General features: G+C 62.4%; 26 protein-coding genes. 9 read left to right on the forward strand and 17 right to left on the reverse strand.

What is annotated here, in order from left to right:
• The coding region (locus F474_RS21025; RefSeq protein WP_133244999.1) for an RHS repeat-associated core domain-containing protein at positions 1 to 948 on the forward strand (948 nt) is incomplete at its 5' end.
• A gap of 92 nt (positions 949 to 1,040) precedes the next feature.
• Here F474_RS21025 and F474_RS21030 read toward each other — a convergent pair.
• The 10 genes from F474_RS21030 to ubiE form a co-directional block, all read right to left on the reverse strand.
• Positions 1,041 to 2,621: a methyl-accepting chemotaxis protein gene (locus tag F474_RS21030; protein WP_097089607.1), complete on the reverse strand. Its 1,581-nt coding sequence runs from the start codon at positions 2,619 to 2,621 to the stop codon at positions 1,041 to 1,043.
• Between the two features lie 167 nt (positions 2,622 to 2,788).
• A complete protein-coding gene (locus F474_RS21035) occupies positions 2,789 to 3,496 on the reverse strand; it encodes a 16S rRNA (uracil(1498)-N(3))-methyltransferase (protein WP_097089606.1) in 708 nt (235 codons plus the stop codon).
• Positions 3,493 to 4,278, reverse strand: a complete 786-nt coding sequence (gene tatC / locus F474_RS21040; protein WP_097089605.1) for a twin-arginine translocase subunit TatC — start codon at positions 4,276 to 4,278, stop codon at positions 3,493 to 3,495. The genes F474_RS21035 and tatC overlap by 4 nt, the downstream gene beginning before the upstream one ends.
• Positions 4,271 to 4,732 carry a Sec-independent protein translocase protein TatB gene (gene tatB / locus F474_RS21045; RefSeq protein ID WP_097089603.1) on the reverse strand — a complete coding sequence of 154 codons (462 nt, stop codon included), beginning with the start codon at positions 4,730 to 4,732 and terminating at the stop codon, positions 4,271 to 4,273. The genes tatC and tatB overlap by 8 nt, the downstream gene beginning before the upstream one ends.
• 3 nt (positions 4,733 to 4,735) lie before the next feature.
• Positions 4,736 to 5,011 carry a twin-arginine translocase TatA/TatE family subunit gene (locus F474_RS21050; protein ID WP_097089601.1) on the reverse strand — a complete coding sequence of 92 codons (276 nt, stop codon included), beginning with the start codon at positions 5,009 to 5,011 and terminating at the stop codon, positions 4,736 to 4,738.
• A gap of 24 nt (positions 5,012 to 5,035) precedes the next feature.
• A complete protein-coding gene (locus tag F474_RS21055) occupies positions 5,036 to 5,371 on the reverse strand; it encodes a phosphoribosyl-ATP diphosphatase (protein ID WP_097089599.1) in 336 nt (111 codons plus the stop codon).
• Complete coding sequence (hisI, locus tag F474_RS21060; RefSeq protein WP_097089596.1) at positions 5,364 to 5,765, reverse strand: phosphoribosyl-AMP cyclohydrolase; 402 nt, start codon at positions 5,763 to 5,765, stop codon at positions 5,364 to 5,366. The genes F474_RS21055 and hisI overlap by 8 nt, the downstream gene beginning before the upstream one ends.
• Positions 5,766 to 5,817: 52 nt before the next feature.
• Positions 5,818 to 7,425: a ubiquinone biosynthesis regulatory protein kinase UbiB gene (gene ubiB / locus F474_RS21065; protein WP_097089593.1), complete on the reverse strand. Its 1,608-nt coding sequence runs from the start codon at positions 7,423 to 7,425 to the stop codon at positions 5,818 to 5,820.
• Positions 7,422 to 8,045: an SCP2 domain-containing protein gene (locus F474_RS21070; RefSeq protein ID WP_097089591.1), complete on the reverse strand. Its 624-nt coding sequence runs from the start codon at positions 8,043 to 8,045 to the stop codon at positions 7,422 to 7,424. The genes ubiB and F474_RS21070 overlap by 4 nt, the downstream gene beginning before the upstream one ends.
• Complete coding sequence (ubiE, locus tag F474_RS21075; RefSeq protein ID WP_097089589.1) at positions 8,045 to 8,815, reverse strand: bifunctional demethylmenaquinone methyltransferase/2-methoxy-6-polyprenyl-1,4-benzoquinol methylase UbiE; 771 nt, start codon at positions 8,813 to 8,815, stop codon at positions 8,045 to 8,047. The genes F474_RS21070 and ubiE overlap by 1 nt, the downstream gene beginning before the upstream one ends.
• Before the next feature lie 112 nt (positions 8,816 to 8,927).
• On the opposite strand from ubiE, the gene F474_RS21080 reads away from it, so the two are divergent.
• Complete coding sequence (locus F474_RS21080; protein ID WP_097089587.1) at positions 8,928 to 9,203, forward strand: polyhydroxyalkanoic acid system family protein; 276 nt, start codon at positions 8,928 to 8,930, stop codon at positions 9,201 to 9,203.
• Positions 9,204 to 9,261: 58 nt separating this feature from the next.
• Here the strand turns inward: F474_RS21080 and F474_RS21085 are convergent, their stop codons facing one another.
• The 6 genes from F474_RS21085 to F474_RS21110 form a co-directional block, all read right to left on the reverse strand.
• Positions 9,262 to 9,639, reverse strand: coding sequence for a gamma-butyrobetaine hydroxylase-like domain-containing protein (locus F474_RS21085; RefSeq protein WP_097089585.1), 378 nt, complete (start codon positions 9,637 to 9,639; stop codon positions 9,262 to 9,264).
• A gap of 44 nt (positions 9,640 to 9,683) precedes the next feature.
• Positions 9,684 to 11,018 carry an ATP-dependent protease ATPase subunit HslU gene (gene hslU / locus F474_RS21090; RefSeq protein WP_097089615.1) on the reverse strand — a complete coding sequence of 445 codons (1,335 nt, stop codon included), beginning with the start codon at positions 11,016 to 11,018 and terminating at the stop codon, positions 9,684 to 9,686.
• A 26-nt stretch (positions 11,019 to 11,044) separates the two neighbouring features.
• On the reverse strand, positions 11,045 to 11,575 hold the full coding sequence (gene hslV, locus F474_RS21095; RefSeq protein WP_097089582.1) for an ATP-dependent protease subunit HslV: 531 nt from the start codon (positions 11,573 to 11,575) through the stop codon (positions 11,045 to 11,047).
• Between the two features lie 186 nt (positions 11,576 to 11,761).
• A complete protein-coding gene (locus tag F474_RS21100; RefSeq protein ID WP_097089579.1) occupies positions 11,762 to 12,442 on the reverse strand; it encodes an SPOR domain-containing protein in 681 nt (226 codons plus the stop codon).
• 1 nt (position 12,443) lies between these two features.
• Entirely contained in the window at positions 12,444 to 14,180 is a 1,737-nt protein-coding gene (gene argS, locus F474_RS21105) for an arginine--tRNA ligase (protein ID WP_097089576.1), read from the reverse strand.
• 93 nt (positions 14,181 to 14,273) lie between these two features.
• Positions 14,274 to 16,493, reverse strand: coding sequence for a primosomal protein N' (locus F474_RS21110; protein WP_097089574.1), 2,220 nt, complete (start codon positions 16,491 to 16,493; stop codon positions 14,274 to 14,276).
• A 164-nt stretch (positions 16,494 to 16,657) separates the two neighbouring features.
• On the opposite strand from F474_RS21110, the gene rpmE reads away from it, so the two are divergent.
• Both rpmE and F474_RS21120 read left to right on the forward strand, forming a co-directional pair.
• Entirely contained in the window at positions 16,658 to 16,876 is a 219-nt protein-coding gene (gene rpmE, locus F474_RS21115) for a 50S ribosomal protein L31 (protein WP_097089571.1), read from the forward strand.
• Between the two features lie 218 nt (positions 16,877 to 17,094).
• Positions 17,095 to 18,363 carry a malic enzyme-like NAD(P)-binding protein gene (locus tag F474_RS21120; RefSeq protein WP_097089568.1) on the forward strand — a complete coding sequence of 423 codons (1,269 nt, stop codon included), beginning with the start codon at positions 17,095 to 17,097 and terminating at the stop codon, positions 18,361 to 18,363.
• 73 nt (positions 18,364 to 18,436) lie between these two features.
• Here F474_RS21120 and F474_RS21125 read toward each other — a convergent pair whose 3' ends face one another.
• Positions 18,437 to 20,701, reverse strand: coding sequence for a penicillin-binding protein 1A (locus F474_RS21125; protein WP_371916181.1), 2,265 nt, complete (start codon positions 20,699 to 20,701; stop codon positions 18,437 to 18,439).
• 372 nt (positions 20,702 to 21,073) lie between these two features.
• Here F474_RS21125 and F474_RS21130 point away from each other — a divergent pair, with 372 nt between their 5' ends.
• The 5 genes from F474_RS21130 to pilQ are packed head-to-tail and all read left to right on the forward strand — an operon-like array spanning position 21,074 to position 26,042.
• The gene (locus F474_RS21130; protein ID WP_097089561.1) at positions 21,074 to 22,138 is read left to right on the forward strand and encodes a pilus assembly protein PilM; all 1,065 of its coding nucleotides are present in this window, start codon (positions 21,074 to 21,076) and stop codon (positions 22,136 to 22,138) included.
• On the forward strand, positions 22,138 to 22,707 hold the full coding sequence (locus F474_RS21135) for a PilN domain-containing protein (protein ID WP_097089559.1): 570 nt from the start codon (positions 22,138 to 22,140) through the stop codon (positions 22,705 to 22,707). Before F474_RS21130 ends, F474_RS21135 begins: the two co-directional genes overlap by 1 nt.
• Entirely contained in the window at positions 22,704 to 23,366 is a 663-nt protein-coding gene (locus F474_RS21140) for a type 4a pilus biogenesis protein PilO (RefSeq protein WP_097089557.1), read from the forward strand. The genes F474_RS21135 and F474_RS21140 overlap by 4 nt, the downstream gene beginning before the upstream one ends.
• Positions 23,363 to 23,887 (forward strand): pilus assembly protein PilP, encoded by a 525-nt coding sequence (locus F474_RS21145; RefSeq protein WP_165830354.1) that lies wholly within the window; start codon positions 23,363 to 23,365, stop codon positions 23,885 to 23,887. The genes F474_RS21140 and F474_RS21145 overlap by 4 nt, the downstream gene beginning before the upstream one ends.
• Before the next feature lie 34 nt (positions 23,888 to 23,921).
• Positions 23,922 to 26,042, forward strand: a complete 2,121-nt coding sequence (gene pilQ / locus F474_RS21150) for a type IV pilus secretin PilQ family protein (RefSeq protein WP_097089555.1) — start codon at positions 23,922 to 23,924, stop codon at positions 26,040 to 26,042.

The following is a 26,042-nucleotide window of genomic DNA, read 5'->3' on the forward strand; positions in this document are numbered from 1 at the left end:
TATAACGGCATGCGCCGAGACCCCGTCACCGGTAACTACCACGCCGGCAACGGCTACCGCTGCTATGACCCTACGATGTACCGCCATGCGCAGCCGGACTGGCTGAGCCCGTTCGACGAAGGGGGCATCAATGATTACGTCTATTGCCCCGACCCGATCAACCAGCACGACCCCAGTGGCGCGATCATGCTGAGCCGCTGGGGCCAATCGACGCTGCTGGCACAGCTGCAGCAATCCCTGCGCGATACCCAGCCTTTCCCAGTGGGTAGCCGGTGGCGAGGAATCGCGTTTTCCGCTTTGCTTTTCGTTGTAGGTGTCGGCACTTCGATACTGACAGGTGGCACGGCCTCGATGCTGGTGTTCGCGGCACTTACCGCACTCAGTGCAGCGTCGCTGGCGTTGGAGGTGGCGTCGGTGTTCATCGAGGACAGCAACCCTGAGCTCGCCAGGAAGCTGGCGATTGCCTCAGTTGTCACCGGCGTGTTGTCGATCGGCAACTTTGTCGGTGCGTTCAAGCAGGCTGCCAATTTGCTGCGCTCGGCCGTCAGCCTCGCTGCGAGGCTGGCGCGCAGCGCTGCAAAAGCGAGCTGGCGAGTGCTCAACGCCTGGGGCAGCCGGGGGTTCGTCGGTGCCTACCGTTACCTCAAGGCCTCAAGCCAGGCGGCCAAGGTATCCAAGGCCAGCGCGCAGGCTTCGGCAGCGGTTGCCAGGGGGAAGGTCACCAGCGTGCTGGGCGAACTGGCAACACCCAAATTTGCCGTGGTTGAAAGTGATGCCGTCCAGAAGCTGCTTACCGGTAACAGCCACACGTTGCTCACTGGTTGGCAAGCAAGGATCAATGCTCAGGTAGCGCGATTGTCAGGGGCGACGGTTACGTCAGCGCAGGCTGGGGATTCCGCGATCGTCGGCTGGGTCCTTAAAGGAGGAGTGGAAATGGCTATTGGCTGACGCTGGAAAGTAGTGTGAGCCACGGGGCACGAGACATTCGACGTCGTTTTGCGTGCCCCCGGCGGCCTGGGCCATTAGAGTGATACAGGGCCTCAGACCTTGAAGCGTGAAACCAGCGTGCGCAAATCATTACCCAGCCGTACCAGCCTCACACTGGACGCTGCGGTCTCCTCGCTGCCGGATGAGGTTTGCTCGGAGACCTCGCGCACATTGACGATGTTCTGGTTGATCGCCTCGGCCACCGTCGCCTGCTGCTCGGCGGCGGTTGCAATCTGGTAGTTCATCGACTGGATGCTGGCTACGGTTTCGTTGATGTTGCCCAACGCCGTGCCAGCCTGGCGGGCGAGCAACACACTGCTTTCGGTCAGCGAGCGGCTGGTATCCATGGCCTGTGCGGCCTGTTGCGTACCGCTCTGCAAGGCCGTGATCAGCGCCTGGATCTCTTCGGTCGATTGCTGAGTGCGCTGCGCGAGGCTTCGGACTTCATCGGCAACCACGGCGAAGCCACGGCCCGCTTCACCGGCCCTGGCCGCCTCGATGGCCGCATTGAGCGCCAGCAAGTTGGTTTGCTCGGCCACCGACTTGATCACTGTGAGCACACCGCCGATCTGGCTACTTTCATGCTCCAGGCGGGTCATCGCCTCACTTGAGCGCTGCACCTCGCTCGCCAGGTGTTCGATCTGGTCGATGGCCTCGTTGACCACTCGGTCTCCTTCGCGGGCCTGCTGCGTGGCAGCCGTAGCGGCCTCCGAGGCCTGCTCGGCGTTGCGCGCCACATCCTGCACTGTGGCAACCATTTCATTCATCGCAGTGGCCACCTGATCGGTTTCCTGCCGCTGAGCGCTCACACCTGCATTGGTCTGCGCGGTGACAGCTGAAAGCTGCTCGGCGGCGTCCGTCAGTTGTTGCACGCCTTCGCCGATGCCGTCGACGAGGTCGCGAAGCCCTTGGTTCATGCCGGCGACGCTTTGTTGCAGTTGCCCGAGCTCGTCGCGGCGGCTAGGGGCGGTAACGTCGCGTAAATCGCCTTCTGCAACCTTGTCGACCGTTTTGATGGTCTGCCTCAATGGCGCGATGATCTGCCGGGAAATCACCAGCGCCGCCCCCATTCCCAGTAGCAGGGCAAGCACCGAAATGCCGCCGAGCAGAGCTTTGGCCTTGTTGGTGTCTTCGTCGCGTTTGCTGGTCTGGGCGCGGCTGATGGCTTCGCTGGCACCGATCAGGTCATCGCCCAAGGTTTTCATCTGGTCAAGCGCGGCTTGGCTTTCCACGGGGTGCTCGGCCTGGATCGCCGCCACGGTGCTGAACAACGCTTCGTACTTGTCCAGTGCGGCAAGGATGACGTCCATCTGGGCGACGTCTTCGGGGTCGATGAGCTTGCCTCGCAGGGATTGAGTGGCCTGGGCCAGGCGGGTCATCGCCGCCTGCAGCTTCCTCGATTCGACGGGCGAGGGGCGTAGCGAGTAGCTCAGGCGCTGTATGCGCATCTCGCGGGCCATATCGGCGATGTCGGCGACTTCGGCCAACTTGTCGCCTCGTTCGGTCAGCAACGACAGGCCCAGCCAGCCAATGGCCGTGACTGCCAGGGTGAGACAGAGCACCAGGCCGAAGCCCAGGGCCAGCTTGCGTTGTACGGTAAGGTTGGCCAGCAGCCGTTGGGACAGTAATGCCATTAGGAGCACTCCTTGTGAGATGAGGACACAAGGGAGCGTCGGCAAGGCGAGCCTATGCTGAAGGGTCGCTATGTTTCGGCGTGTTTCAATGGCACGATCGCGGCATAGTCCAACCTGTTTGCCGGTCGATAGCCGCCGAAGCGGCCAGATAACAACGGCATTTATGCTCAGAAAAGCCTTGCAAGCAGCGCCGTAACGGCCGTTTCGACACGCAAGATGCGTTCACCCAGCTGCACCGGCTCAAGCCCGGATCGCTGCATCAGTTCCACTTCGTAGGGGATCCAGCCGCCCTCCGGCCCGATCGCCAGGGTGACCGCCTGCTTCACTGCGCGGGGGCATGGCGGGTAATGACCCGGGTGGCCAACCAAGCCCAGCGTGCCTTGGGCAATGGCAGGCAGGCGGTCCTCGACGAAGGGCTTGAAGCGCTTTTCGATGATGACTTCAGGCAGCACGGTGTCTCGCGCCTGCTCAAGGCCAAGTATCAATTGCTCCCGTATGGCTGCCGGTTCCAGAAAAGGGGTTTGCCAGAAGCTTTTCTCCACCCGGTAGCTGTTGAGCAGAATCAGCCGGGGCACGCCCAGGGTGGCGATGGTCTGGAAAACTCGGCGCAGCATCTTAGGGCGTGGCACGGCCAGCACCAAGGTGAGGTCAAGCTTGGGCGGTGGCTCGCGTTCCAGGGTCACTGCCAGCTCGGCTTCGCGCTCGCCCAGCCGCAGCACCTGCGCCTGGCCCATGAGCCCACCCAAGCGGCCCACCCGCAAGGTATCGCCTGCCTCGACTCGCTGCACTTGCTGCATGTGTACCAGGCGGCGGTCACGCAGCACGGCACGGCCTTCGGCGATGAAGTCGCCGTCTTCGAGCAGCAGCAGGTTCACGCGCGTGGCACGGGAGGCTGGCCGCCTGGTTCGGAGGCTTCGTCGTGATCGCCGCGCTTGCGGATCAGGCCACCGAACAGCAGGCCTATTTCGAACAGCATCCACATCGGCACGGCCAGAAGCGTTTGCGAAAAGATGTCGGGCGGCGTGAGCAGCATGCCTACCACGAAGCAGCCGATGATCACGTAAGGGCGTGCCTTTTTCAGGTATTTCACGTCCACAATGCCGATCCAGACCAGCAACACCACCGCGACCGGGATTTCGAACGCTACGCCGAAGGCGAAGAACAGCGTCATGATGAAATCCAGGTAGCTGGCGATGTCGGTCATCATCGACACGCCTTCGGGGGTGGCCGCCGCGAAGAATTTGAACATCAGCGGGAAGACCAGGAAGTAGGCGAACGCCATGCCTGCATAGAACAGCAGGATGCTGGACACCAGCAGCGGCACGGCGACGCGTTTTTCGTGGCGATACAAGCCGGGCGCGATGAAGCCCCAGATCTGGTACAGAACGAACGGGATCGCCACGAACAGCGAAACCATCATCGTTAGCTTGAAAGGCGTCAGAAACGGCGATGCCACGTCGGTGGCGATCATGGTTGCGCCAGGCGGCAGGTACTGGCGCAGCGGCGCCGAGACGATGGTGTAGATCTGCTGGGCGAAGGAGAACAGGCCGGCGAACACCACGAAGATGGCCGCCACGCAGCGCAGCAAGCGATTGCGCAGCTCTGTCAGGTGCGACACCAGCGGCATGGGCTGGTCGTGTTCGGGCAGATCACTCATGGTTTTTTTTCGGTTCTGTTGCCGGTTGCGGTCCCGGTTGCGGGCTCGGTTGCGGCGCAGGGATCGGCGCAAACCCAGGCTCGCTCACCGCAGCAGCAGGGGGCGGGTTGGTGACGGGAGGCAGTGCCAACTCGCCTTGGGCCGGGTTGTGTTCAGGCACCGTCGGCCGCTCGGCCTCGGCAGGCTTGGGCTCAGGTTTGGTATCGGCCTCGGGGTTGAGAATCTTGCGCGCCTCCTGTTCCAGCGACAGGATGTGCTCGTTATGCAGCTGCCGGCGGATCTCGTCGGCGCCGATCTCCCGTTCGATCTCGTTCTTGATCGAATTGAAGCTGCGCTTGAGCCGGCCAATCCACAGGCCTGCGGTGCGAGCCGCACCTGGCAGGCGTTCGGGGCCCAGCACCAACAGGGCCACCAGCCCTACCAGCAGCAATTCACTGAAACTGATCCCGAACATGGGTCAATCCTTGCGCACAGGCTCTTCGACCTTCTGGTGCTGGCCGTCGATAGTGTGCGGTGGGGTGAGCGGCGCGCCCGGCTGAGCGTTGGTTTGCGCCTGTGCGTGGGCCTGCTGCTCGCGCGTTTCCTCTTCCTTTTCGCCGTCACTCATCGCCTTGCGAAAGCCCTTGATGCCTTCGCCAACATCAGTGCCCAGGTTCTTGAGTTTTTTGGTGCCGAATACCAGCACCACAACGATCAGGATGACGACCCAGTGTTTCCAGTCAAAAATACCCATGTGATACTCCTCGAATTCAGACAGTCAGGCGCAAGGCTCGCGCGAGGCCTTTTCGTCGTGGCCCGACAAGCCAAAGCGGCGATCCAGCTCGTCCAGCACCGCCTGTGGATGCTGGCCTAGGGCGGCCAGCATCACCAGGCTATGGAACCACAGATCAGCGGTCTCATAGATGACATCGCTGAAATCTCCGCTTTTTTGCGCGTCTTTGGCGGCGATGATGGTTTCGATCGACTCCTCGCCGACTTTCTCCAGAATCTTGTTCAGGCCCTTGTGATAAAGGCTGGCCACGTAGGAGGTATCGGCCCCGGCCTGCTTGCGGGCCTCGAGCACCTCGGCCAGGCGGTGCAGGGTGTCACTCATGGCGGTGGCCCTCGGCATAAATGGCGTGCGGGTCTTTGAGCACCGGGTCTACGGCCTTCCAGCCGCCGTTTTCGAACACACGGTAGAAGCAGCTTTCACGGCCGGTGTGGCAGGCGATCTGCCCTAGTTGCTCGACCATCAGGATGATGACGTCGGCGTCGCAGTCCAGGCGCAGCTCGTGCAATTTCTGGACATGGCCGGATTCTTCGCCTTTGCGCCACAACTTGCCACGCGAGCGTGACCAGTAGATGGCACGTTGCTCGGCCACGGTGAGTGCGAGCGACTCGCGGTTCATCCAGGCCATCATCAGCACGCGCCCGCTTTGGTGATCCTGGGCAATGGCCGGCACCAGGCCGTCATCGGTCCATTTGATCTCGTCCAGCCAGTCTTTCATCGTCAACTCCGCGGCAATGGCCGCCTATAGTGCCAGTGCGTGGCGCCAGTGGCTATCCACGCACGACCAGATACAAACCTGTGGCGAGCATCACCCAGGCTGGCCACGATTGAAGGGTATGAAGCGCCGCGCCGCTGCTGGCCATCACGCCGCCGCCGGCCAGCAGGATGCCGCCAACCAGGCGCAGCGCGAACACCTCGCTGCTGCGGCGCCATGGCGGGGGAGCGTCCTCGTGATGGGGGGCGGCCATCCGCTCCAGCAGGTCGCGGGTCATGTTGGCGATGTAAGGCAGCTGTTCAAATTGTGACTGTGCATTGCGCAGCAGGCCTTTAGGGCTCATTCGCTCACGCATCCAGCGCTCTAGGTAGGGCTGTGCGGTGCTCCACAGGTCCAGGTCGGGGTACAGCTGCCGGCCCAGGCCTTCGATGTTGAGCAGCGTTTTTTGCAGCAACACCAGCTGCGGCTGCACTTCCATGTTGAAACGCCGGGCGGTTTGGAACAGGCGCATCAGCACTTGGCCGAAGGAGATATCCTTCAACGGCTTTTCGAAGATCGGCTCGCATACAGTGCGGATGGCTGCCTCGAATTCGTTGAGTTTGGTCTGCGCAGGCACCCACCCTGAATCGATGTGCAGTTGCGCCACACGCCGGTAATCGCGCTTGAAAAAGGCGAACAGGTTGCGGGCGAGGTAATCCTGGTCTTCGGGGGTGAGGCTGCCGACGATCCCGCAGTCGATGGCGATGTATTGCGGGTCCCAGGGGTTAACCGTGCTCACGAAGATGTTGCCGGGGTGCATGTCGGCGTGGAAGAAACTGTCGCGAAACACCTGGGTGAAGAAGATCTCCACGCCACGCTCGGCCAGCAGCTTCATGTCGGTGCGCTGGTCGGCCAAGGTGGCAAGGTCGGTGACCGGTACGCCGTAGATGCGCTCCATGACCAACACTTTGGGCCGGCACCAGTCCCAATAGATCTGGGGCACATACAGGTGTGGCGAGCCTTCGAAGTTGCGCCGCAGCTGGCTGGCGTTGGCCGCTTCGCGCAGCAGGTCCAGCTCGTCGTAAATGGTTTTTTCGTAGTCGGCCACCACATCCATCGGATGAAGCAGGCGGGCGTCGGCCGAAAGCCATTCGGCCAACCGCGCGAGCAGGAACAACCAGGCCAGGTCTGAGCCGATGATCGGGCGCAGGCCCGGGCGTACCACCTTGACCACCACTTCCTCACCCGTGCGCAGGCAGGCCGCGTGGACCTGGGCCACCGAGGCCGAGGCCAGCGGCTCCACATCGAAACGGCTGAAGGCCTGGCTGATCGGAACGCCCAACTGCTCCTCGATCAGTTGCATTGACTGCTTGGGGTCGAACGGTGGCACCCGGTCCTGCAGCAGCATCAGCTCATCGGCGACGTCGCCTGGCAGCAGGTCGCGACGGGTCGAGAGGATCTGCCCGAACTTGATGAAGATCGGCCCAAGATCTTGCAGGGCCAGGCGCAGGCAGGCGCCTCGGGAGAGCTCGCGGTTGCGCCGCGGCAGGGCGCGCCAGGGCATGGTGAAACGCAAGATGCGCAGCCACCATGGCAAGGGCAGTGCCAGGATCAGGTCATCGAGGCGGTAGCGGATGCCTACGCGCAGGATACGAAACAGACGGCGGACGGCGAGCAGCTTCATGCGTTCTCGCTGGAATCAGGGGTAGGGAACAACCGCGCCAGGCGGGCTTCGATGCGGTCGGTGGCCAGCTTGAGCTCGTCGAGCTCCTGCCAGCGCGCCTCGGCCTCACGCTTTCCGACCAGCGCGCGGGTTTCTTCGTTCAGGTAGTCGGCCAGGGTTTCGCGCAGCCGACCGGCCCCTTGCTGGGCCCATTGCGCGCGCAGCCTTACATGGCCGCTGAGCAGGGCGGTACCCACCGGGCCGAGCCAGCGTGAAACCTCATGCTCCCAATCCAGCTCAAGGTTCTGCAAAACATCCGTCAGGGCTGTCAGCGCGCTGCTGTCTCCTTCGAGCTCGACGTCGGCACTGTGCAGCACGGCTGTTTTGTCTCGGCGAACGGCCAGCTCAAGCAAACGACCGGCCGGTGCGCGCAATGTGCAGGTCGCTGGGGCTTCCCAATGGCCGGCCAGGGTGAGGCCATGGCTGCCGGGCAGGATGAACAGGCGGCGAGCCGGGCGCGGGCAGTCGATTTCTATGACTGCACCACTCAGTTGCGCCAGGCGTGGCAGTGCCGTGGCATCGAGGCGCAGGGCCCGGTTGATGCCAGCTTCGGCGCTGGCCAATAGGGCTCGTTCGAGCATCAGGGTTTGATACCCCTGTGCAGGGCGACGATGCCGGTGGTCATGTTGTGGTAGGTGACCCGGTCGAATCCGGCGTCAGCCATCATCGCCTTGAGGGTTTCCTGATCGGGATGCATGCGGATCGATTCGGCAAGGTAGCGATAGCTGGCCGCGTCGTTGGCTACCAGCTTGCCGACCAAGGGCATGAAGGCGAACGAGTAGGCGTCGTAGGCCTTGGCCATGAGCTTGCTGGTGGGCTTGGAGAACTCCAGCACCAGTAGCCGACCGCCTGGCTTGAGCACACGCAGCATCGAGCGCAGTGCATCTTCCTTATGGGTAACGTTGCGCAGGCCGAACGCGATGGTGACCACGTCGAAGTGGTTGTCCGGGAAGGGCAGCTTCTCGGCGTCGGCCTGAACGAAGGACACGTTGCCGGCTACGCCCAGGTCGAGCAGGCGGTCGCGGCCTACCTTCAGCATCGAGGCATTGATATCGGCCAGCACGACTTCGCCCGCCGGCCCCACCAGTTCCGAGAACCGGCGGGTCAGGTCGCCGGTGCCGCCGGCGATATCCAGCACCCGGTTGCCTGGCCGAACGCCCGACAGCTCGATGGTGAAGCGCTTCCACAAGCGGTGCATGCCGCCTGAGAGCAGGTCGTTCATCACGTCGTACTTGGCTGCGACGGAGTGAAACACTTCGGCGACCTTCTCCGCCTTCTGGCTCTCCGGCACGTGCTGGTAGCCAAAGTGAGTGGTGGGTTCGGCTTCGTTGCCTTTGCGCTGTTCAGTCATATCGCCTGCACCGGAAAAAATTACTGGCCATTCTAATCCCGCAACGCGGGCTTTGTCTTGAAGGGGCCTGCGCCGGGTAGAATAAACACCTTTGAATTGACCGAGGTGGCCGATGAGCCAGATCACCGTTGAACGCCAGCACACGCTGGGCCGCGAAGCCGCCCGAGCGCGCGCGGGCAAGCTTGTGGAGAAATTGCAGAGCAAATATGACATGCAGGCCGAATGGGAAGGCGACACGGTCGAGCTCAAGCGCAGCGGTATCACCGGCCAGGTCGCTATCACCGATACCCTGGTGCGTGTCGAGATCAAGCTGGGGATGATGCTGTCGATGATGAGTGCAATGGTCGAGGCAGAGATCAACAAGGCACTGGACAAGCACCTGGCGTGAGCGGCAGCAGGGCGCAGGCTTCACCAAGGTGGCTGCCCGCCCGGCCCGGCGGTTTTTTTCAGAGCATCAGCTTAACCACTGACTCTGCCGGGTCGCGCGACTTGCCAGCCTTGCGCAGTTCTTCGAGATAGTCCGCCCACAACGCTTGCTGGCGGGTGCATAGCTCATACAGGTATTCCCAGGTGAACAACCCGCTGTCGTGGCCATCGTCAAAACTGAGCTTGAGGGCATACTGCCCGGCAGGCTCAACGTTGCTCAGGCCCACATTCAGCTTGCCGAACTGCAGGATGGGTTTGCCATGGCCCTGGACCTCGGCCGAAGGGGAATGCACCCGCAGGAACTCCGCTGGCAGGCTGTACTGCTCACCGGGCCCGTAGCTAAGTACCAAGGCCTTGCTGGCCTTTTGCAGTTTGATGGCGGTGGGAAGCTTGTGCATGGCGATGGCCTCGCGCGCCGGGGCTGGGCCCCGGCGCTTGGCGGTCAGAGAATGTAACGCGACAGGTCTTCGTTCTGCGCCAGCTCGCCAAGGTGGCTGTTGACGTAGTCAGCGTCGATGCGAATCGGCTCGCCGTTCTGGGAGCCAGCGAGGTCACCCGCGCTGAACGAAACTTCTTCCAGCAGCCGCTCGAGCAACGTATGCAGGCGGCGAGCGCCGATGTTCTCGGTTTTCTCGTTCACCTGAAAGGCGATTTCGGCCAGGCGCTTGATGCCGCTGTCGACGAACTCGATGCCCAGGCCCTCGGTCTTGAGCAGCTCGCGATATTGCTCGGTCAGCGAAGCGTGAGGTTCGCTGAGAATGCGCTCGAAATCACCCGGTGTCAGCGCCTTGAGCTCGACCCGGATCGGCAGCCGCCCTTGCAGCTCCGGTACCAGGTCGCTTGGTTTGCTGAGGTGGAATGCCCCAGAGGCGATGAACAGGATGTGGTCGGTCTTGACCATGCCCAGCTTGGTGTTCACGGTGCAGCCTTCGATCAGCGGCAGCAGGTCACGCTGCACACCTTCACGGGATACGTCCGCGCCGCCGACATTGCCGCGCTTGGCGACCTTGTCGATTTCGTCGATGAACACGATGCCATGCTGTTCGACGGCTTCGAGCGCCTTGGCCTTGAGCTCTTCCTCATTGACCAGGCGGCCAGCCTCTTCGTCGCGTACCAGCTTGAGCGCTTCCTTGACCTTGAGTTTGCGGGTCTTGCGCTTGCCCTTGCCCATGTTGGCGAACAGGTTCTGCAACTGGCTGGTCATTTCTTCCATGCCAGGTGGCGCGGAGATGTCTACGCCTACTTGCTCGGCCACTTCGATGTCGATTTCCTTGTCGTCGAGCTGGCCTTCACGCAGGCGCTTACGAAACAGCTGGCGCGTGTTGGAATCGGCACTGGCGGGGGCGTCGTCACCGAAGCTGCGAGCCTGCGGCAGCAGGGCGTCGAGGATGCGCTCCTCGGCGGCGTCTTCTGCGCGGTGGCGTACCTTGATGACTTCCTGCTCACGCAGCAGCTTGAGCGAAGCGTCGGCCAGGTCGCGGATGATCGACTCGACGTCGCGGCCTACATAGCCCACTTCGGTGAATTTCGTGGCTTCGACCTTCAGGAAGGGCGCGTTGGCCAGCTTGGCCAGGCGCCGGGCGATCTCGGTTTTACCCACGCCCGTAGGGCCGATCATCAGAATGTTCTTCGGTGTGACCTCGGGGCGTAGCTCAGCCGGTAGCTGCATGCGGCGCCAGCGATTGCGCAGGGCGATGGCCACGGCGCGCTTGGCGTCGTCCTGGCCGATGATATGGCGGTTGAGTTCGTGGACGATTTCGCGGGGGGTCATAGACATGTGCGTCTGGCGGGCCTGTGTGCGGATCACTCCGCCAGGTCCTGCTCCTCGATAGTCAGGTTGTGATTGGTGAACACGCAAATGTCTGCAGCGATGTTCAGCGCGGCCTCGGTGATTTCCCGGGCAGAAAGGTCGGTTTTGTTGAGCAGTGCACGGGCCGCGGCCTGTGCGTAGCCGCCCCCGGAGCCCATGGCGATCAGGCCGTCTTCGGGTTCGACCACGTCACCATTGCCGGTGATGATCAGCGAAGCGTCCTTGTTGGCCACCGCAAGCATGGCTTCCAGGCGGCTCAGGGAACGGTCGGTTCGCCAGTCCTTGGCCAACTCCACAGCGGCGCGGATGAGGTGGCCCTGGTGTTTTTCCAGCTGGCCTTCGAAGCGTTCGAACAATGTAAAGGCGTCGGCGGTAGCGCCGGCAAAGCCTGCGATGACCTGGCCGTGATAAAGGCGGCGCACCTTTTTGGCATTGCCTTTCATGACGGTGTTGCCCAGCGACACCTGGCCGTCGCCGCCCATGACGACTTTACCGTGGCGGCGAATGGATACGATGGTGGTCAAGGGAGTGTCTCCACGCAGCGGGGCGAAAATGCCCGGATGAAGACCTATATAGGGATGGTAACTTCAAGCTTCAAGCTTTGAACTACAAGCAAAAGCAAGTTGCGGCGCCCCGACAGGCACGCCGCAACGCCAGCTTCGCAAAAAAACCGCTTTCTCGCCGCTTGCCGCTGAAAATATGCGGCGGCGTTATCGGCTTTGGCGTTGCTGCAGCAGCAGGTTGTTGAAGCCACTGCCGGCGAGCATCTTTTGCGCGGCCGTGAGCTGCTCGCGGTTGCTGAAGGGGCCCACCAGCACGCGGTACCAGGTGTCGTCCTTGACCGTGCCGGACTCAACCTGCACGGCCTGGCCCAGCAGAATGATCTGGGCGCGCACACGGTCGGCGTCGGCCTGGCGGCGGAAGGAGCCTGCCTGCAGGAAGTACTGCGTGGTAGCAGCCGGTTTGGTGACCGGCGGCGCCGGTGGCGGCGTCTGGCCAGCCAAGGCCGCCTGCGCGCGGGCAGTATCAATCTTGGCGGCGACTTCCGGGGTCACCGGCTGGGCAGGCACTGGCGGGGTCTTCTCGGGCACGGCTTCAGGCGGCACGATCACTTCCGACTCCGGGAGCAGCGTATAGAAGTCGTACTTGGGCTTGACCTGGGTCGGGCTCGGCGGCGTCTTGTTCGCCTCGGCGATCTTCTCGGCCTTTTGCTGCTCCGGGCGAGTGCGTTTGACCTCGTCCTTGCTCGGGTCGAGTTTCATCAGGAACACGACGAAGGCGCCGACCGTGAGGCCTACGGCCAGCCATACCCATCCTGGAATCGGCTTCTTCTTTGATGCAGGCTGGGTGCGGCTGGCGCCTCGTTTGGGTGCAGGTTTTTTCGCAGCCAACTTACATGCGCTCCAGGGTTTCCAGGCCCAGCAGTTCCAGGCCTTGTTTCAGGGTACGGCCAGCCAGGGCAGCCAGGCGCAGGCGGCTAGCCTGCTGCACGGGTGTCTCGGCCGCAAGGATCGGGCAGTTCTCGTAGAAGCTGGAGAACAGCCCGGCGATGTCGTAGAGGTACGCGCACAACACGTGGGGCGTGCCTTTTTCGGCAACGGTGTTCAGCACTTCGCCAAACTGTGCAAGCCGCGCTGCCAGCTCCTGCTCCTGCGGGGCATGCAGCTCGATATGGCCGTCGGCCTCTTCGAAGCTTTTGCCTACCTTGCGGAACACCCCGGCCACGCGGGTGTAGGCATAGAGCAGGTAAGGTGCGGTGTTGCCCTCGAAGTTCAACATCAGGTCGAAGTTGAACGAGTAGTCGCTGGTACGGTGCTTGGAGAGGTCGGCGTACTTGACTGCACCGATACCCACCACGCGGCCGATTTCGCGCAGGGCCGCTTCGTCGAGCTCGGGGTTTTTCTCCTTCACCAGTGCGTAGGCGCGCTGTTCGGCTTCTGTCAGCAGGTCGATCAGTTTGACCGTGCCGCCGTCGCGGGTCTTGAACGGGCGGCCATCGGCGCCGTTCATGGTGCCGAAACCCATGTGCTCGGGGCGCATGCCGTTGGTGATGAAACCGGCCCGCCGGGCTACCTCGAACACTTGCTGGAAGTGCAATGCCTGGCGTTGGTCGACGAAATAGAGGGCGCGATCAGCCTTGAGCACGTTGCTGCGATAGCGCACGGCAGCCAGGTCGGTGGTCGCATAGAGGTAGCCACCGCCTGCCTTTTGCACAATCACCGGCAGGGGGTTGCCTTCGGCATTCTTGAATTCTTCGAGGAAGACGCATTGGGCGCCGTTGTCTTCTTCGAGCAGGCCCTTGGCACGCAGGTCGGCGACCACGCTGGGCAGGTCGTCGTTATAGGCGCTTTCGCCCATCACGTCGTTGGGCGTCAGGCGCACGTTCAGGCGCTCGTAAGTGGCCTGGCAGTGCGAAAGGGAGATAGCGTTGAAGCGGGTCCACAGGGCCAGGCAGTCCGGGTCGCCGGCCTGCAGCTTGACCACGAGGCCCCGCGCGGTGCGGGCGAAGGCTTCGGATTCGTCGAAGCGCTTCTTGGCAGCGCGGTAGAAGTTTTCCAGGTCGGCCAGCTCGTCACTGTCGGCGGGGTTTTCCTGAAGATATGCCAGCAGCATGCCGAACTGGGTGCCCCAGTCTCCGACATGGTTCTGGCGGATCACCGTGTCGCCGAGGAATTCCAGCACGTTGGCCACCGCATCACCGATGATGGTCGAGCGCAGATGCCCGACGTGCATCTCCTTGGCAAGGTTCGGTGCCGACAGGTCGACGACCACTCTTTCCGGAGCCCCGGGCTTGCGCACGCCAAGGCGGGCATCGGCCAGCGCGGCATCAAGGCGCTGAGCCAGGGCCTGGGTGTTCTGGAAGAAGTTCAGGAAGCCGGGGCCGGCGATATCGACCTTGCTGACCTGCTCGTCGGCCGGCAGCGCGGCGATGAGCTTTTCGGCCAGGTCACGGGGCTTCATGCCAGCGGGTTTGGCCAGCATCATCGCAATGTTGCTGGCGAAGTCGCCGTGGGCCTTGTCGCGCGCGTTCTCGACCTGGATGGCCACATTCAAGCCTTCGGGCAGCACGCCCTCGGCCACCAGGCGGGCAAGGGCTTGTTGGATCAGCAGGCGAATGGTGTCTTTCATGGGTATCTCGTGCGAGCGCGCCGGTGCAGTGGCCCCGGGCTGGTCTTTAAAACCGGCCATTATCCGGTTCGCAGGCAGCCTTGCCAACCCTGCTCAAAACAGATCGACCGGGTCGACATCCAGCGACCACCGTACCGCGCGGCCTGCCGGCAGTGCTTCGACGCTGGCCATCATGGCGGCCAGTAATCGGTGCAGGGGCGCGCGCGCCGTGGATTGCAACAGCAGTTGTGCGCGGAAGCGCCCGGCACGTCGCTCCATCGGAGCGGGCACCGGGCCGAGCAGCTCCACCCCTTGCACGCCATGCGCTGCCAGCCAGCCTTCTGCGAGCGAGCATGCCTCGTCGAGGAAGCCTTCCGCCTGCCCGGGTTTGTGCGCTTCGGCTCGCAGCAGCGCTAAATGAGCGAAAGGGGGCAGGCCAGCACCGCGGCGCTCACTGAGCGCCTGCTCGGCAAAGGCGAAGTAGCCGTCTTCAGTGAGTTGCACCAGCAGGGGGTGGTCGGCCAGGTGGCTCTGGATGATGACCTTGCCTGGCATTTCTGCCCGGCCCGCGCGCCCGGCCACCTGCACGATCAACTGAGCCATGCGCTCGGGCGCGCGGAAGTCGGCGGAAAACAGCCCGCCATCGGCGTCGAGGATCGCCACCAGTGTCACCTGGGGGAAATGGTGGCCTTTGGCAAGCATCTGCGTGCCCACCAGGATGCACGGGTCACCCTGATGAACGGTCGCAAACAGGCGGTCCATCGCCCCTTTGGCCGTGGTGGTGTCGCGGTCGACGCGGTGCACAGGGAAGTCGGGAAACAACACCCGCAGGCGCTCCTCGGCGCGCTCGGTGCCTGCGCCGACCGGTCGCAGGTCCACTGACCGGCAGCTGGGGCAGTGGCGGGGTTTGTGCTCGACGTGCCCGCAATGGTGGCAGCGCAGCTCTCCCGAGCGCTGGTGCAATGTGGTGCGTGCATCGCAGCGGGGGCACTCCGAAAGCCAGCCACATTCGTGGCACAACAACGTAGGGGCGAAGCCGCGGCGATTGAGGAACACCAGAACCTGCTGGCCTTGGGCAAGGGTTTGGCCAATGGCTTGTTGCAAGGGCGCGCTGATGCCGCTGTCCAGTGGCCGGCTTTTGACATCCAGCCGCAGAAAGCGCGGGGGCTGGGCATGGCCGGCGCGCTGGTTGAGGCGCAGCAGTGCATAGCGGCCGCTATGGGCGTTATGCCAGGTTTCCAGCGACGGCGTGGCAGAGCCCAGAACCACCGGCACGTTTTCCTGGTGGCCGCGCACGATGGCCAGGTCGCGCGCGTGGTAACGCAGCCCTTCCTGCTGTTTATAGGAGCCGTCGTGCTCTTCGTCGATGATGATCAGGCCGGGATTCTTCAACGGGGTGAACAGCGCCGAGCGAGTGCCGATGACGATGTCAGCGTCGCCGTCGCGGGCTGCTAGCCAGGCATCCAGGCGTTGGCGGTCGTTCACGGCCGAATGCAACAGCGCTATGCGCGCATTGAAGCGCTGTGAGAAGCGGCTAAGCGTTTGCGGGCCCAGGTTGATTTCGGGGATCAGCACCAGCACCTGCTTGCCGGCCTGGAGGCATTGGTGGATCAGTTGCAGGTAGACCTCGGTCTTGCCGCTGCCGGTCACCCCTGCCAGAAGGTAGGTATGGTAACGGCCAAGCCCCGCGCGGATGGCCTCGAACGCAGTGCTTTGTTCGGTGTTGAGCGGCAGCTCAGGTTGCGCGAGCCAGTGCTCGTGGCGAGGTGCAGCGGCCTGTGTGCGGGTTTCCACCGCGACCAGGCCTTTGTTCAAGAGGCCATCGAGTGCGTCGCGGCCCAGCCGAAGCTGGCTCAGCAGCGAATGCGGCACGCCGTGTGGGTGCTGCGCCAGGGTTGTCAGGGCCTCGCGCTGGCGCGGCGCACGCTTGAGCCTGGGGTCTTCTGGGTCGGCGGTGGTGGCTGCGATCCAGAAGCGCTCCTGATGCGCCTGTGCAGGCTCGCCCTGACGCAACAGCACCGGAAGCGCCCAGCTGAGCGTGTCACCCAGGCTGTGCTGATAGTACTGAGCGGTCCACAGGCACAGCTGCATCAATGCCGGGGGCATCGGGCTGCTGTCATCCAGGCGGCCAATGGCCGGTCGGAGCTTGCCCGCCGGCACGTCTGAATCATGGGCGGTCTCGATCACTACGCCGATCATTTCCCGGCGCCCAAAGGGTACGCGAACGCGCATGCCTGGCTCGAAGGCCTCTATACCCATACCGGCGGGCGGCAGGTAGTCGAACAGCCGGCGCAGAGGCGAAGGCAGGGCAAGGCGCAGCACGGCGTTTGGCAAGGCAATGGCTCGCGGGGGCAAAGGGGATGGAGCCAAGCCTAACAGACCACCGGTGCAGCGCGCAGCTTGATTCCCGGAACGGCTCTGGTAGTATGCGCACCCCTATACGTGCGGTATCCGGCAATGGTGCTGGGTGGCGGCACGCTAAAAACGAGGATTTTCCCATGAAGCCTGACGTACATCCGAAATACGAAGCCATCACCGCTACCTGCAGCTGCGGCAACGTGATCGAAACCCGTTCCACCCTGGCCGCCCCGCTGAGCCTTGACGTGTGCAACGAGTGCCATCCGTTCTACACCGGCAAGCAAAAGACCCTCGACACCGGTGGCCGCGTACAGCGCTTCACCGACCGTTTCGGCGTTTTCGGTGCCAAGACCAAGTAAGGCTTCTGGCCTGCCTTGCAGGGCAGGTGGAACAGAAAAGGGCGCCCCTTGTGGGCGCCTTTTTTGTGCTTGTCGAAAAGAGCTGCGGGGTTGCAACCTGCGCTAAAAGTCTAATTCCCTACCACTTGACAGCCGTGACCGGCCAGTCTTGTCGGCATTTTCCCCAGCGCGTATGCTCGGCGGTCCAAAAAGTTCAACAGTCAAAGCGGAACGCCACCATGTCAGACCTGAAAACTGCCGCTCTCGAATACCATGCACAACCCCGCCCCGGTAAGTTGAGCGTCGAGCTCACCAAGCCCACCGCCACTGCCCGCGACCTCTCCCTGGCCTACAGCCCAGGCGTTGCCGAGCCGGTGCGTGAGATCGGCCGCGACCCTGAGCTGGCTTACAAGTACACCGGTAAGGGCAACCTGGTTGCCGTGATCAGCGATGGCACCGCAATCCTGGGCCTGGGCAATCTTGGCCCGCTGGCCTCCAAGCCGGTCATGGAAGGCAAGGGCGTTCTGTTCAAGCGCTTCGCTGGCGTGGACGTCTTCGATATCGAAGTCGATGCCGAAAGCCCGCAAGCGTTCATCGACACTGTCAAGCGCATCTCCATTACCTTCGGTGGCATCAACCTCGAAGACATCAAGGCGCCTGAGTGCTTCGAGATCGAGCGCACGCTGATCGAGCAATGCGACATTCCGGTGTTCCACGATGACCAGCACGGCACCGCCATCGTGACCGCTGCAGGCATGCTCAACGCTTTGGAAATCGCCGGCAAGTCGCTGGAAAGCGCCAAGATCGTTTGCCTGGGTGCCGGCGCCGCCGCCATCTCCTGCATGAAGCTGCTGATCAGCATGGGCGCCAAGGTCGAGAACATCTTCATGATCGACCGTGTGGGCGTAATCCACTCCGGCCGCGACGATCTGAACCAGTACAAGTCGGTATTCGCTCACGAAACCGACAAGCGCAGCCTGGCCGATGCCCTGCAGGGCGCCGATGTGTTCGTCGGCCTGTCTGGCCCGAACCTGCTGAGCGCCGAAGGCCTCAAGAGCATGGCCGCCAACCCGATCGTGTTCGCCTGCTCCAACCCTGACCCGGAAATTTCCCCAGAGCTGGCTCACGCCACCCGCAGTGACGTGATCATGGCCACCGGCCGTTCGGACTACCCGAACCAGGTCAACAACGTGCTGGGCTTCCCGTTCATCTTCCGCGGTGCCCTCGACGTTCGCGCCAAGCGCATCAACGAAGAAATGAAGATCGCCGCGGCCGTCGCCCTGCGTGACCTGGCCAAGCTGCCGGTGCCGAAGGAAGTGTGCCAGGCGTACAACGTCGATTCGCTGGAATTCGGCCGTGAGTACATCATCCCGAAACCGCTCGACGCACGCCTGATCACCATCGTCTCCGATGCTGTGGCCAAGGCCGCCATCGAGTCGGGCGTCGCCACCCTGCCTTATCCGAAGCATTATCCGCTGCAGAGCGTGGATGACGTCTTCAAGGGCTGATCCATAGCCTGATACAAAAAAGCCCGGCTGTTTCCAGCCGGGCTTTTTATTGCGTGTTGCGTGGGCCTCCCGTTTAGAAGAGGTCCATAGGTGCTGACTCGTCCGCAGGCAGCGGGCTGCCCGGCGCATGGCCGTTGTCGATCTCATTGACCGACGGCGGGGTGTCTTCGCTCTTGAACAGCTCGAAGTAGGCGTCCGGGGTGCTGGCGGTAGCAGCACGGCCGCTGACCGGGTCGACACGCAGGCTGATGATGCCTTCGGGCTCGGGCTGGGTGTTCAGCGGCTTGCCCTTGAGGGCTGCACCCATGTAGTCCATCCAGATCGGCAGCGAGACCGTGCCGCCGAATTCGCGTTTGCCGAGGGTGTCGGGCTGGTCGAAGCCAGACCATACGGTAGTGACGTAGTCGCCGTTGTAGCCGGAGAACCAGGCATCCTTGGATTCGTTGGTGGTACCTGTCTTGCCTGCGAGGTCGGCGCGGTTCAGTGCCAGTGCGCGGCGGCCGGTCCCTTTCTTGATCACATCCTCAAGCATGCTATTGAGGATGAAGGTAGTACGCCCATCGACGATGCGCTCGGCCAGGGCCGGTACGCCAGGGGCAGAGGTTGCCGCAATGGTGCTGTCGCCTGTGCTACCGCTGCTGGCCAGTGGCGCGGCGGGGCTGGCGGCCTGGGCCTGCAGGCGCGCTGCTTCCTCCTGCTCGGTGGGCACCCGCGGGGCATTGGCGGTGAACAGGGTTTCGCCGTTGCGGCTTTCGATCTTCGAGATCAGGTAGGGCTGCACCTTGAAGCCGCCGTTGGCGAAGGTGCTCCAGCCGGTCGCAATCTCCATGGGGGTGAGGGTGGCGGTGCCCAGAGCCAGAGACAGGTTGCGCGGCAAGTCCTGCTTGTTGAAGCCGAAGCGGCTGATGTAGTCGATGGTGCGGTCTACGCCCAGGCTTTGCAGCACGCGGATCGACACCAGGTTACGCGACCTGTATAGCGCCTCACGCAGCCGGATGGGCCCCAGGAAAGTATTGGTGTCGTTCTTGGGGCGCCAGACCTTGTCGAGGTAGTCGTCGACGAACACGATAGGTGCATCGTTGACCAGGCTGGCCGGGGTGTAACCGTTGTCGAGTGCCGCGCAGTAGATGAAAGGCTTGAAGCTCGAGCCGGGCTGGCGCTTGGCTTGGGTTGCGCGGTTGTAGTTGCTTTGCTCGAAGGCGAAGCCGCCTACCAGTGATTTGATGGCACCGTCGTGAGGGTCCAGGGATACCAGCGCGCTTTGGGCGTTGGGCACTTGGCTGAACTTGAGCGAGCCATCGGGTTGGCGTTGCACTCGCACCACATCACCGACCTGCGCTACGTCGGATGGCTGGGCAGGGGCGCGGCCGAGGCTGTTGGCATTGATGTAGGGGCGCGCCCACTTCATGGTGTCCCAGGCGATGTGCTCATCCTTGCCTTCGCGGGTAACGACCGTCAGGCCATCCTTGCTCACCTGGCTGACGATGGCCGGGTCAATGCTGTTGTACGAGCGCAGCCGTTGCAGCTCGGTAACCCAGGCATCACGCGGCTTGCCGGGCAGGCGGGCTTCAGGGCCGCGGTAGCCATGGCGCTCGTCGTAGCTCACCAGCCCGGCGAGCACCGCCGCATTGGCGTCGGCCTGCAGGTCGCTGGAGATGGTGGTGGTCACGCGGAAACCTTCGGTATAGGCGTCGCTGCCGTAGCGGCCGACCATCTCGGCGCGCGCCATTTCGGCTATCCAGGGTGCATTCACCTCTGGCGTCGGCACATGGTAGCTGGCATTGATGGGCTCGGCGATCGCTGCCTGGTAGGCGCTTTGGTCGATCTTGCCGAGCCGGTACATGCGCCCCAGGATCCAGTCGCGCCGCTCTTTGGCGCGGACCGGGTTGGCCAGGGGGTTGAAGCGCGATGGCGCCTTGGGCAAGCCGGCGATCATTGCCATCTGTGCCAGGGAAAGGTCCCTGATCGACTTGCCGTAGTACACCTGCGCGGCAGCGTCGATACCGTAGGCGCGGTTGCCGAGGTAGATCTTGTTCACGTAGAGCTCGAGAATCTCATCCTTGGTGAGCTGGCGCTCGATCTGCAGGGCCAGGAGAATTTCAGTGCTCTTGCGTGAGAAGCTTCGTTCGCTGCTGAGGAAGTAGTTCTTGGCCACCTGCATGGTGATCGTGCTACCACCCGTCTGAATGTGCCCGCTGCTAACCAGCTGGCCCGCAGCCCGCACGAGGCTGGTAGGGTCAACGCCGTAGTGATTTTCGAAGTTGTCGTCTTCGGCAGAAAGAAGCGCCGCGATGAACTGTGGCGGGATTTCCGAGAACTTGATCGGAGAACGGCGCATTTCGCCGAATTCTGCGATCAGCTTGCCATCGCTGCTGTAAACCCTCAGCGGTATTTGCAACTGGACACTCTTGAGTGCCTCGACGGAGGGCAGGCTGGGACTAAGATACAGGTATGCACCGCTCAGCCCGAGTAAAAGGCCGCACACCAGGGCGAGGATCGACCAGCAGAAGAACTTGAGCAGGCGAATCAAGGTAGTCGGGTTTCCAGTGAAAATAATGAGTTAGGCACGCGCGCTGGGCGCATGGAAAAAAGCGCTGGGCATTATAAGCAATTTGGTACTGAGCGTCATTTGCGCTTCTGTCAAGACTGCTATTAAATGCCTTGTAACATAAACGGTCCGTAAGTCGCGGATAATGCTAGGGAATCGGTAGTGCTAGGACTCTTCAGCAAAAAAGCGCATTCGCTACTGGGGATCGATATCAGCTCCACCACGGTCAAGCTCCTGGAATTGAGCCGGTCGGGCGGCCGATTCAAGGTCGAGTCGTATGCCGTGGAACCGCTGCCCGCAAACGCCGTGGTCGAGAAGAACATCGCCGAGCTCGAAGGTGTAGGCAACGCCCTGGCACGCCTGCTGGTCAAGGCCAAGGCGGCCTCGCGCACGGTCGCGGTCGCGGTGGCCGGCTCGGCGGTGATCACCAAAACCATCGAGATGGACACCGGCCTTTCCGAAGACGAGATGGAAAACCAGATCCAGGTCGAGGCCGACCAGTACATTCCCTATCCGCTCGAAGAAGTGGCCATCGATTTCGAAGTTCAAGGGGTATCGCCGCGCAACCCTGAACGTGTCGAGGTATTGCTGGCAGCCTGCCGCAAGGAAAACGTCGAAGTGCGCGAGGCTGCGCTGGCTATCGCCGGGCTTACCGCGCGGGTGGTCGATGTCGAGGCGTATGCCCTCGAGCGGGCCTACAGCCTGATCGCGCCGCAGCTGGCAAGCAGCGACCGCCCTTTGACCGTCGCTGTCATGGATATCGGCGCTACCATGACCACCCTCAGCGTGCTGCACGCCGGCCGCATCATCTATACCCGTGAACAGCTATTCGGTGGGCGCCAGCTCACTGAAGAGATCCAGCGGCGCTATGGGCTTACGTTCGAGGAAGCCGGGCTTGCCAAAAAGCAGGGCGGCTTGCCTGACGATTACGTGAGCGAGGTGCTGCAACCCTTCAAGGACGCTGTCGTTCAGCAGGTGTCTCGCTCGCTGCAGTTTTTCTTCGCCGCTGGCCAGCACAATGACGTCGACTACATCATGCTGGCCGGTGGTACTTCATCGATCGCCGGGCTCGACCAATTGGTGCAGCAGCGCCTGGGCACGCCCACCATGGTGGCAAACCCCTTCGCCGAAATGGCTCTCAACAGCAAGGTCAATGCAGGGGCGCTGGCCAGTGATGCGCCAGCATTGATGATCGCCTGTGGCCTTGCCCTGAGGAGTTTCGACTGATGGCCACGATCAACCTGCTGCCATGGCGCGAGCAGCGCCGCGAAGAGCGAAAGAAACAGTTCTTCATTATTTTGGGGAGCGTGGCAGCGTTCTGTCTGCTGGTGCTGTTTATCGCCGACCAGGTGATCAGCGGTGAAATCGCCACCCAGACAGCTCGCAATAGTTTCATCCAGTCGGAGAACACTCGCCTGGACGTGCGCATCAAGGCCATCAGCGACTTGAAGACACGCCGCAAGCAATTGATCGCGCGTATGAAAATCATCCAGGACCTGCAAGGCAACCGTCCGGTGATCGGGCGGGTATTCGACCAGCTGGTACGCACACTGCCCGACGGTGTGTACTTCACGGAGGTCAAATTGCAGGGCACTCAAATCTCCATCAGCGGCGCCGCCGAGTCGAACAATCGGGTTTCCGAGCTGATGCGCAACCTCGACGCGTCGCCTTGGCTGGACGCCCCGAGCCTTGCGGAGGTGAAGGCCGGCAATGGTGACACCGAGCAGAACAACCGCTTTCAGTTGACGGTGCAGCAAACCCGTCCGCCGGCCGATGCGGAGGCTGAGGCGCAATGAATCTCGACATCAAAGCGTGGTTCGCCAGCTTGCGTGAAGTGCAGCTCAGCGAGTTGGATGCCAGCAACATCGGGTCCTGGCCGGGCGTTATCAAGGGGCTGTGCGCCGTCCTGCTGGCACTTCTGCTGCTGGGCCTTGGTTATTACTTTCACTTGCAGGACCTTGAAGCTGACCTCGACAGCCGTGCCGCCCAGGAAGAGCAGCTCAAGCAGCAGTACGAAAGCAAGTCGTTCCAGGCCGCAAACCTTGAAGCCTACACGGCGCAATTGCAGGAGATGGAAACCACCTTCGGCACTATGCTGAGGCAGCTGCCCAGCGACACCGAGGTGCCTGGCCTGCTTGAGGACATCACTCGCGCCGGGTTGGGCGCCGGCCTCGATTTCGAAGAAATCAAGCTGCTGCCGGAGGTGACTCAACAGTTTTACGTAGAGCTGCCGATTCAGATGACAGTGACCGGGAGCTACCACGACCTGGCGACGTTCGTCAGCGGTATATCCAGCCTGTCGCGTATCGTGACGTTGCATGACTTCGATATCCAGCCTGCCGACAAGGACTCCACCAGCCCATTGCGCATGACCATCCTGGCTAAGACCTATCGGTACAACGAGAAGGCTGATGCTTCCAAGGCTGCCCCGGCAGCCCAAGGGGGCAAGCCATGACGCGTGCGAGCAGGCTTGTGGGCGTGTTGATGGCCTGCCTGGCGCTCAGCGCCTGCGGTGCAGATGACTTCTCCGATATCAAGGCCTGGATGGCCGAAGTCAACGCAAAGCCCAAGGGGCGAATCGAACCGATCCCGACGTTTCAGGCGTATGAGCCGTTCACTTACCAGGCTTCGAACCTGCGCAATCCCTTTGAGCCCCCTGTACGGGTGGTGGTGAACAAACCCAAGGGGTCACGCCTGATCAAGCCCGACCCCAATCGAGTCAAGCAATTCCTGGAGGGCTTCAACATCGAGCAGTTCGAGATGGTAGGCCTGCTGGAAAACCCCTCTGGTCGCTTCGCGTTGATCCGGGGTGCCGGTGGTGTGCACCGGGTCAAGGTGGGCGACTACCTTGGTCAGAACGATGGCAAGATAACGGCGATTACCGACAGCGAAGTCGATGTGATGGAGCTGGTGCCTGATGGCGAAGGTGGCTGGATCGAGCGGCCGCGCAGTATTGCGCTCAAGGAGCATTCGTAATGATGTGGTCTAGCATGCACAGTGGAACTCGGTGATGAAGAGAATTATTAGCGCGCTGGGCGTTTCGCTTGGGATGGCCCTGCTGTCGCCGGCATTGCTGGCTGCCAGCCTCAAGGCCATCGATGTGGCGAACCTGCCGGGCAATCGCATGGAGCTCAAGCTGTCGTTCGACAGCCCTGTGCCAGCCCCGCGCGGCTATACCACCGATCAGCCCGCGCGCATCGCACTGGACCTGCCGGGCGTTACCAACCGCCTGGCCAGCAGTGGCCGCGATCTCGGCTCCGGGAACGCCCGTAGCCTGGTGGTGGTAGAGGCGCAGAACCGTACGCGGCTGATCGTTAGCCTCAATACCCTGGTGCCCTACAGCACCCGCGCTGAAGGCAATAACGTCTATGTTCTGATCGGTGAGGGGGCCAATGCCTTGCAGGCAGCCAGTCGCTCTGCGGCCAGCGTGCCGCCGCCGGTGGCCAGTGCGCGGGCCGCGGCCACAGCGCAGGCGCCGGTAGGCAAGGCGATTCGCAATGTGGACTTCCAGCGCGGCGAGCTGGGCGAAGGCAATGTGGTGGTCGACCTGAGCGAGCAGGGCGTGGCTCCTGACATAAAAGAAATGGGCGGCAAGATCGTGCTTACGTTCGCCAAGACGCAGCTGCCCGACCCATTGCGCGTACGCCTGGACGTCAAGGATTTCGCCACGCCCGTGCAATACGTCAGCTCGAGCATGAGTGGGGACTCAGCCACCATCACCATCGAGCCTACGGGCACCTTTGACTATTCGGCTTATCAGACCGACAACCGCTTGACCATCAGTGTGCGACCGCTCACCAACGAAGACCTCGCCAAGCGCAATGCCGACAAGAACATCTACACCGGTGACAAGCTGTCGCTGAATTTTCAAGACATCGACGTACGTTCGGTTCTGCAGCTGATCGCTGACTTCACCAACCTGAACCTGGTGGCCAGCGATACCGTGCAAGGCAACATTACCTTGCGCTTGCAGAACGTGCCTTGGGATCAAGCCCTGGACCTGGTGCTCAAAACCAAGGGGCTGGACAAACGCAAGGTCGGCAACGTGCTGCTGGTGGCACCTGCTGACGAGATTGCGGCGCGCGAGCGCCAAGAGCTGGAATCCCAACGGCAGATCCAGCAGTTGGCGCCGCTGCGGCGTGACCTCATTCAGGTGAATTACGCCAAGGCTGCCGACATCGCCAAGCTGTTCCAGTCGGTGACCGGCACGGGCGGGCGCAACGGCGCCGGGGGCGGCAATAGCGACAGCGGCGGCGACAATCGCGGCTCGATCACCGTCGACGACCGGACCAACAGTATCATCGCCTATCAGACTCAGGAGAGCCTGGATGAGCTGCGTCGGATCGTCGCCCAGCTCGACATCCCGGTGCGCCAGGTCATGATCGAGGCACGCATCGTCGAGGCTACGGTCGACTATGACAAACGCCTCGGTGTGCGCTGGGGTGGAACCTCTCGAGGCCATGGAAACACGTCGATCGGGGGCTTGAATTCCTCGGGCGACATCGATGGCAACACCGGCACTGCGGCAGGCAGCAACGTACCCTTCGTCGACATGGGCGCTGCAGGTGCCACCAGTGGCATAGGCATCGGTTTCGTCACCAACAACACCCTGATCGACCTTGAGCTTTCCGCAATGGAAAAGACCGGCAACGGCGAGGTGGTATCGCAGCCCAAGGTGATCACCTCCGACAAGGAAACCGCCAAGATCCTCAAGGGGACCGAGGTGCCGTATCAGGAGGCCAGCTCCAGCGGTGCTACCACCGTGTCGTTCAAGGAAGCTTCGCTCTCGCTGGAGGTAACTCCGCAGATCACGCCCGACAACCGCATCATCATGGAAGTGAAGGTCACAAAGGATGAGCCCGATTACCTCAACGAAGTGCTCGGTGTGCCGCCGATCAACAAGAACGAGGTGAACTCCAAGGTGCTGATCAACGATGGCGAAACCATCGTGATCGGGGGCGTTTTCTCCAATTCGCAGAATAAAACCGTCGACAAGGTGCCATTTCTCGGCGATGTGCCGTATGTTGGTCGCCTTTTCCGTCGGGACGTCGTTTCGGAGACCAAATCCGAGCTGCTGGTATTCCTGACTCCGCGTATCATGAACAACCAGGCGATTGCGGTGAGTCGTTGA

This window comes from Pseudomonas sp. URIL14HWK12:I12 (assembly GCF_003097135.1).
Classification (GTDB): Bacteria; Pseudomonadota; Gammaproteobacteria; order Pseudomonadales; family Pseudomonadaceae; genus Aquipseudomonas.

Bases quoted from the DNA above. Each gene is read 5' to 3' on its own strand.
- F474_RS21030 (WP_097089607.1), bottom strand. From the start codon at position 2,621: ATGGCATTACTGTCCCAACGGCTGCTGGCCAACCTTACCGTACAACGC.
- tatC (WP_097089605.1), bottom strand. From the start codon at position 4,278: ATGAGTGATCTGCCCGAACACGACCAGCCCATGCCGCTGGTGTCGCAC.
- tatB (WP_097089603.1), bottom strand. From the start codon at position 4,732: ATGTTCGGGATCAGTTTCAGTGAATTGCTGCTGGTAGGGCTGGTGGCC.
- F474_RS21050 (WP_097089601.1), bottom strand. From the start codon at position 5,011: ATGGGTATTTTTGACTGGAAACACTGGGTCGTCATCCTGATCGTTGTG.
- F474_RS21055 (WP_097089599.1), bottom strand. From the start codon at position 5,371: ATGAGTGACACCCTGCACCGCCTGGCCGAGGTGCTCGAGGCCCGCAAG.
- hisI (WP_097089596.1), bottom strand. From the start codon at position 5,765: ATGAAAGACTGGCTGGACGAGATCAAATGGACCGATGACGGCCTGGTG.
- ubiB (WP_097089593.1), bottom strand. From the start codon at position 7,425: ATGAAGCTGCTCGCCGTCCGCCGTCTGTTTCGTATCCTGCGCGTAGGC.
- F474_RS21070 (WP_097089591.1), bottom strand. From the start codon at position 8,045: ATGCTCGAACGAGCCCTATTGGCCAGCGCCGAAGCTGGCATCAACCGG.
- ubiE (WP_097089589.1), bottom strand. From the start codon at position 8,815: ATGACTGAACAGCGCAAAGGCAACGAAGCCGAACCCACCACTCACTTT.
- F474_RS21080 (WP_097089587.1), top strand. From the start codon at position 8,928: ATGAGCCAGATCACCGTTGAACGCCAGCACACGCTGGGCCGCGAAGCC.
- F474_RS21085 (WP_097089585.1), bottom strand. From the start codon at position 9,639: ATGCACAAGCTTCCCACCGCCATCAAACTGCAAAAGGCCAGCAAGGCC.
- hslU (WP_097089615.1), bottom strand. From the start codon at position 11,018: ATGTCTATGACCCCCCGCGAAATCGTCCACGAACTCAACCGCCATATC.
- argS (WP_097089576.1), bottom strand. From the start codon at position 14,180: ATGAAAGACACCATTCGCCTGCTGATCCAACAAGCCCTTGCCCGCCTG.
- rpmE (WP_097089571.1), top strand. From the start codon at position 16,658: ATGAAGCCTGACGTACATCCGAAATACGAAGCCATCACCGCTACCTGC.
- F474_RS21120 (WP_097089568.1), top strand. From the start codon at position 17,095: ATGTCAGACCTGAAAACTGCCGCTCTCGAATACCATGCACAACCCCGC.
- F474_RS21125 (WP_371916181.1), bottom strand. From the start codon at position 20,701: ATGCGCCGTTCTCCGATCAAGTTCTCGGAAATCCCGCCACAGTTCATC.
- F474_RS21135 (WP_097089559.1), top strand. From the start codon at position 22,138: ATGGCCACGATCAACCTGCTGCCATGGCGCGAGCAGCGCCGCGAAGAG.
- F474_RS21140 (WP_097089557.1), top strand. From the start codon at position 22,704: ATGAATCTCGACATCAAAGCGTGGTTCGCCAGCTTGCGTGAAGTGCAG.
- F474_RS21145 (WP_165830354.1), top strand. From the start codon at position 23,363: ATGACGCGTGCGAGCAGGCTTGTGGGCGTGTTGATGGCCTGCCTGGCG.
- pilQ (WP_097089555.1), top strand. From the start codon at position 23,922: ATGAAGAGAATTATTAGCGCGCTGGGCGTTTCGCTTGGGATGGCCCTG.